Here is a 5,125-nt window from a genome sequence, read left to right on the forward strand (position 1 = left end):
CAAAGCGCCTAGGAGGAATTATGAGTCGATTTAATCATCAGCGTGGTTGGTTTAAAGACACGCTAAATAAAAAGATATCAGGCGTATGTAGTGGCTTAGCTTACCGATTAGATTTTCCGGTGTGGGCAACACGTTTGGTTACTATTTTACTGTTTTTAAGTTTTCCGTTTGTAGTTGCGCTTAGTTATTTTATTGCGCATTGCTGTTTAGAAGAAAAGCATATTAAGGAATTTTAAAATGAAAGCTATAGCTGTTTGTATACTCATTTATTTGGTGTTTTTTACTAACTCATTCTCATTTTTAAACTTTGACACGTGGCAGTTTCCATTGTGGATTGCAGATATGAGCTGGGTTGGTGTTGAATTAGTGAGTGTACTTATAGCCATTGTAGCCGTTGCCGCAATTGCTGCGTTAGTGACTTTAGGTTTGATTGGTGCAGCAGCAGTGGCTGTTATTGGTACTGTTTTGGCTTTGCTATTTGGCTCAGTGATGATTGCATGGCCATTATTATTTATTGCCGTATTGTGCTGGTTAGTGGCTGATAACAAAAAAGTGGTTTCTTAATCCTTAATTTAACTCACTATTCCCCGTTAACTATGTTAAATTTAACGTGTGATATTACGTTTTTACAAGGATTAAAATGATGACAAAATTGTGTTTATCTTTTGTGTCTGCATTGGCTTTTAGTTTTTTTTCGTCATCTTTGGCTGCGCACTCTGGCCATAACCATTCAGCCGATACCGCACAACTTGAAGTAAGTAACGCGCAAGTTAGAGAGTTCTTACCTGGCGGTAAGGCAAGTGCCGCCTACTTAACTATTTCCAATCACAGTGGTACAAATGCAATATTAACAAAGGCCAGTATTGACGGACTAGCACGTGTTGAAATACATGAGCATGCACATGTTGATGGTATGATGAAAATGCAAAAGGTTGAATCGGTCATTGTGAAAGCGCATGAAAGTGTCGATTTTCAGCCTGGAGGCTATCATTTAATGGTATTTGAGCCACAAGAGCCTTTAAAAGCAGGGCAAGAACGCAAACTAACGCTATATTTTAGTGATGGTAATCGCTTATTTACAAATATTGAGGTGGTTACGCTAGAGTCGCAAATAAATAAAGCTAAGTCGTCAGCACAACATTCTCATCACTAGGAGTTTACATGTCGCAACACAAAGGAAAAATAGCAGGCATTATAGTTATACTGCTTATTATATTTTACGCCATTGCCGTTTACTGGAGTACTGAGCCTTCACGTTTTGATGTGGTTGAAAGTGCAAAAGAGCAAGCGCAACTTCGAAATGAAACAATGGTGACGGGTTACATTACTACATCAACACTTATCACTGTTGCAAATACGCTGCTTGATAAGCCGGGCGGGTATTTATCAAACGACGTAATACCACCTAGCATTATTATGGATGATATGCCTGCTTGGGAATATGGCGCACTTGAAATGGTTCGTGATTTATCACTTTCTATGAGAAAAGATTTTAGCCGCTCTCAATCGCAATCAACTGAACACGAAGCGCTTAAAAAAGCACAACCTCAATTTAATATAAGTTCTGAAGCTTGGGCGTGGCCAAGTGCTGAGGGCGAGTACCAAAAAGGGATTGATTACTTAATTGTTTACCGTACGCAAATGGCTCATCAGCATGAGCGCGATAGTCAGTTTTATGCCCGCGCTGATAACTTACGTAGTTGGTTAAAAGAAGCTGAAAAACGTTTAGGCAGTCTAAGCCAGCGTTTAAGTGCAAGTGTTGGGCAAGATAAAGTTAATACTGATTTAGCTGGTAATTCTTCAAATAAGCAAGCAACGCTTGCTCCATTGCAGCAGCAAGTAAGAACACCATGGCTTGATATTGATGATGTGTTTTATGAGTCTCGCGGTGCAACGTGGGCGTTACTGCATTTTTTACAAGCCGTAGAGTATGACTTTAACGATGTACTTGAAAAGAAAAACGCACGCGTCAGCTTACAGCAAATCATTCGTGAACTTGAGGCCACGCAAGAAACTGTATGGAGCCCACTAATTTTAAACGGAAATGGTTTTGGCTATGTTGCTAATCATTCTCTTGTTATGGCAAATTATATTTCTAGAGCCAACGCGGCTTTAATCGAACTTAGCGAACTATTAGCGCAAGGATAAAAAATGAAAAAGTATTGTTTAGCAGCTGCCTTATCTATGGCATGTTTAGCACCTGTAGCTCAGGCTGATACCCTATTAGGTTTGTATGTAGGTGTTGATGGTTGGCAGTCGGATAATGAAGGTCAGCTTTCTTACAAAGCAAATGCACCTCAAGATTTTAACTTTGAAGATGAAACATACATAAGCTATTACGCCGCGCTTGAACATCCGGTGCCATTAGTACCTAATCTTAAATTAAAGTATACAGAACTTGAGCTAAATGGCTCTACAGTGCTAAATGATACATTTAGCTTTAATGGTTCAGACTACGTAGTGGGTACAACCGTTAATTCTGTAAGCGATTTAACGCATGTAGATTACATTTTGTATTACGAAATATTTGATAATGATTTGATTTCTATCGATTTAGGTCTAAACGCGAAGCAGTTTGACGGTGACATCATTGTTAATGGTACTACGCAAGATGGTGGCGCAAACTTTACTGAAACGGTTGAGTTTTCTGGTTTTGTGCCACTTGCATACGCGCGTGCAGAAGCAGGCTTACCACTTACAGGTTTAAGTGTGTTTTTTGAAGGCAGCCTTTTGGCAATTGACGATAGTAAAGTGCAAGATTATCAAGTAGGTGTTGCTTGGGAACTTGTAGATAACTTAGCTGTAGATATTGCTGTTAAAGCGGGTTACCGATCAATGGTATTAGAGCTTGACGATATTGATGATATTACTACTGATATTGACGCATCGGGTCCGTTTGCAGGTATTCAGGTTCATTTTTAATTAGTGCCTTCTAATTAAACAAAGCGTGGCGTCCTATTTTGTAGTATGCCACGCTAAATCAAACTCTCCCTCTAGTGCCGTGTTTACCAGCTGCTTATATACTTTATTTACAGGGAATCGTATGAGTTTAGATAGCTCATCACCGGTTTGTGTGAATTTGTAATAGCTTAACACCAAATCACTATTCTTTGCTTTAAGCGTCACCTTTTGAGATAAAAACGATAACGTTAGTTCTTGACCAGCTTTAAGCACCGCTGATTCGATTTCTTTTCTGTAGAGCAAATTCAAATCCATTAAAGTTAAAATATCGGGAAAACTTATTCCTGTTTTACCTAAATTTAATGACACTTTATTTCCCTTACGAAGTAGGTCAAATAAAGACGGTTTTTTATAAAAGCCAAGTAAAATAAAGTGGCTATCGTCTTTTTCATTATAACCTGACAAAGACACGCATTTTTGCAAAGAGTCAGCTTCGCGTTGAGTCATGTGCTTTAGTGTTTGTAAGCTTTTAATTGAAAAAGTACCCGGGCTTAATGTTTCACCGGTTATAATTTTTGCCCACAATGCTTGCATAGAGCTATTTGAGGTGTCCTCACATAAAGCAATAAAGTGTTCAACCCAATCTCCATCAGGGTGTTTATTGCTAGCTACATCAGGGCAAAACTCCATTGCTTTAGTTAAAATAGCTTCTATATTTTGTTGGCGCTTAATAGCCAGTAAATCGTGTCTTTGCTTTGCGCGAGTTAGTAAAGGGTGTTCGCTATTTATATGGTACAGCGGTTTTACTTGCCCTTTCGTATTGTAACTTTGTTCTGATGATGGCGAAGTTTCGTTGTTGGGCACCTTAGTCACAGGGTAGCCAAGTAACGATTCTATTATATTAGCTAGATTAATCCGTGCTTGTGCTGTTTTTACTGTCATGGCTATTTGCTACGCTTTGTATATCGCTTAATTGTGCTACGGTTTTTAAATTATTTAACCCAAGCTCTAGAGTGTTATTTAAAATATACTCATATACGAGTGCCATATAGCCTGAAATGAGAAGAGTCGTTGATTGTCCCTCAATATAACAGGTCACGGTATTGGCATTTGCCTGCGGTGAAAATGTGAGTGTACCTTCAATAATGTGTTCATTATTTAGCAATATGTTGAACGACATTTCATCATCACTTAGGGAGGTTATAGTCATTTCACCATATCCCCATTTTCCTACCCATGATTGATGAGCGCCTACACCAGCACCAGGTTCATTAACAATAAACTCAATGGTAGGGTCTACTTGCTGCCAAGGTGACCATGTGTGCCATTGGTTAAAGTCGGCAACAAGTGTTTTTATTGTACTGGTATTGGCATTAATTTCTACGTGTTTACTTACACGATAATCTTGAGGCAGCAGTAATCCGACTACGACTACTATAAGTAGTAAAACTAATACGTATTTGAACAGCACTTTTAATAATTTAATAACCATACCTTTGGTAGTTTTTTTAACTATATATATAACAACTTTTTGTTAATCGACTATAGTATGAATTAGATCATAAGCCAAAAACTAAATTTATAGCTTTTTAAACATTACGTTAGAATATTTAAGCATTAAGCAGTACCAGAAAAGGGTAAATATGTCGTCTGAACAAAATGATTTTCTATTTTTAGACCCACAGCAAGACGACGAAATAGTTGTTGAGCCATCTCGTTATTGGGATATTTTAATTGTAGACGACGACGAAGAAATTCATACGGTTACACAACTCGCATTATCTGGACTAGAGTATGGTGGTGCTAGGCTTAGGTTTCATCACGCATATTCTGGCGCTGAGGCCAAAAATATACTTACTCAGCCCAATGATATATCTGTTATTTTTTTAGACGTTATTATGGAAACTGACGATGCCGGCTTTCAGGTGGTTAAACATGTCAGAGACATTCTAAATAACAAACGCGTTCGCATTATTTTACGTACGGGCCAAGCCGCTAATATCCCCGAAGAAAAAGTTATTCGTGAATACGATATAAACGATTACAAAACTAAAACAGAGCTGACACGCTCAAAACTTGTGACAACGCTTATTGCTGCTATTCGTTCTTTCGAACAGATATGCCTGCTTGAGTATCAAGCGCAAGCGATGAATACTATTTTATCTGCCTCTAAATACATTTTGGGGCAAACAGATATAAAAGTATTGTGCAATAAAGCACTTGA

The 5,125-nt window shown here is 38.2% G+C and carries 8 protein-coding genes; 6 read left to right on the plus strand and 2 right to left on the minus strand.

What is annotated here, in order from left to right:
* Positions 1–20: 20 nt before the first annotated feature.
* From BCG07_RS07465 to BCG07_RS07485, 5 genes are all read left to right on the plus strand, one after another.
* A complete protein-coding gene (locus BCG07_RS07465; RefSeq protein WP_008130273.1) occupies positions 21–236 on the plus strand; it encodes a PspC domain-containing protein in 216 nt (71 codons plus the stop codon).
* Between the two features lies 1 nt (position 237).
* Positions 238–564, plus strand: coding sequence for a hypothetical protein (locus BCG07_RS07470; RefSeq protein WP_008130274.1), 327 nt, complete (start codon positions 238–240; stop codon positions 562–564).
* 79 nt (positions 565–643) lie between these two features.
* Complete coding sequence (locus BCG07_RS07475; RefSeq protein ID WP_082014408.1) at positions 644–1,153, plus strand: copper chaperone PCu(A)C; 510 nt, start codon at positions 644–646, stop codon at positions 1,151–1,153.
* A gap of 8 nt (positions 1,154–1,161) precedes the next feature.
* The gene (locus tag BCG07_RS07480) at positions 1,162–2,148 is read left to right on the plus strand and encodes a DUF2333 family protein (protein WP_010555652.1); all 987 of its coding nucleotides are present in this window, start codon (positions 1,162–1,164) and stop codon (positions 2,146–2,148) included.
* 3 nt (positions 2,149–2,151) lie between these two features.
* Entirely contained in the window at positions 2,152–2,922 is a 771-nt protein-coding gene (locus tag BCG07_RS07485) for a TIGR04219 family outer membrane beta-barrel protein (RefSeq protein WP_006792087.1), read from the plus strand.
* Between the two features lie 33 nt (positions 2,923–2,955).
* Here BCG07_RS07485 and BCG07_RS07490 read toward each other — a convergent pair whose 3' ends face one another.
* Together BCG07_RS07490 and BCG07_RS07495 are read right to left on the minus strand one after the other, a co-directional pair.
* The gene (locus BCG07_RS07490) at positions 2,956–3,843 is read right to left on the minus strand and encodes a TIGR03899 family protein (RefSeq protein ID WP_286889604.1); all 888 of its coding nucleotides are present in this window, start codon (positions 3,841–3,843) and stop codon (positions 2,956–2,958) included.
* Positions 3,812–4,393 carry an SRPBCC family protein gene (locus tag BCG07_RS07495; RefSeq protein ID WP_286889605.1) on the minus strand — a complete coding sequence of 194 codons (582 nt, stop codon included), beginning with the start codon at positions 4,391–4,393 and terminating at the stop codon, positions 3,812–3,814. Before BCG07_RS07495 ends, BCG07_RS07490 begins: the two co-directional genes overlap by 32 nt.
* A 151-nt stretch (positions 4,394–4,544) precedes the next feature.
* Here BCG07_RS07495 and BCG07_RS07500 point away from each other — a divergent pair.
* On the plus strand, positions 4,545–5,125 hold a 581-nt coding region (locus BCG07_RS07500; protein ID WP_286889607.1), incomplete at its 3' end, for a response regulator.

This window comes from Pseudoalteromonas sp. ESRF-bin5, from assembly GCF_002632075.1.
GTDB classification, from domain to species: Bacteria; Pseudomonadota; Gammaproteobacteria; order Enterobacterales; family Alteromonadaceae; genus Pseudoalteromonas; species Pseudoalteromonas marina.

What these genes read in the sequence shown, in the direction of transcription:
- BCG07_RS07465 (WP_008130273.1), top strand. Translation starts at nt 21, where the DNA reads ATGAGTCGATTTAATCATCAGCGTGGTTGGTTTAAAGACACGCTAAAT.
- BCG07_RS07470 (WP_008130274.1), top strand. Translation starts at nt 238, where the DNA reads ATGAAAGCTATAGCTGTTTGTATACTCATTTATTTGGTGTTTTTTACT.
- BCG07_RS07475 (WP_082014408.1), top strand. Translation starts at nt 644, where the DNA reads ATGACAAAATTGTGTTTATCTTTTGTGTCTGCATTGGCTTTTAGTTTT.
- BCG07_RS07480 (WP_010555652.1), top strand. Translation starts at nt 1,162, where the DNA reads ATGTCGCAACACAAAGGAAAAATAGCAGGCATTATAGTTATACTGCTT.
- BCG07_RS07485 (WP_006792087.1), top strand. Translation starts at nt 2,152, where the DNA reads ATGAAAAAGTATTGTTTAGCAGCTGCCTTATCTATGGCATGTTTAGCA.
- BCG07_RS07490 (WP_286889604.1), bottom strand. Translation starts at nt 3,843, where the DNA reads ATGACAGTAAAAACAGCACAAGCACGGATTAATCTAGCTAATATAATA.
- BCG07_RS07495 (WP_286889605.1), bottom strand. Translation starts at nt 4,393, where the DNA reads ATGGTTATTAAATTATTAAAAGTGCTGTTCAAATACGTATTAGTTTTA.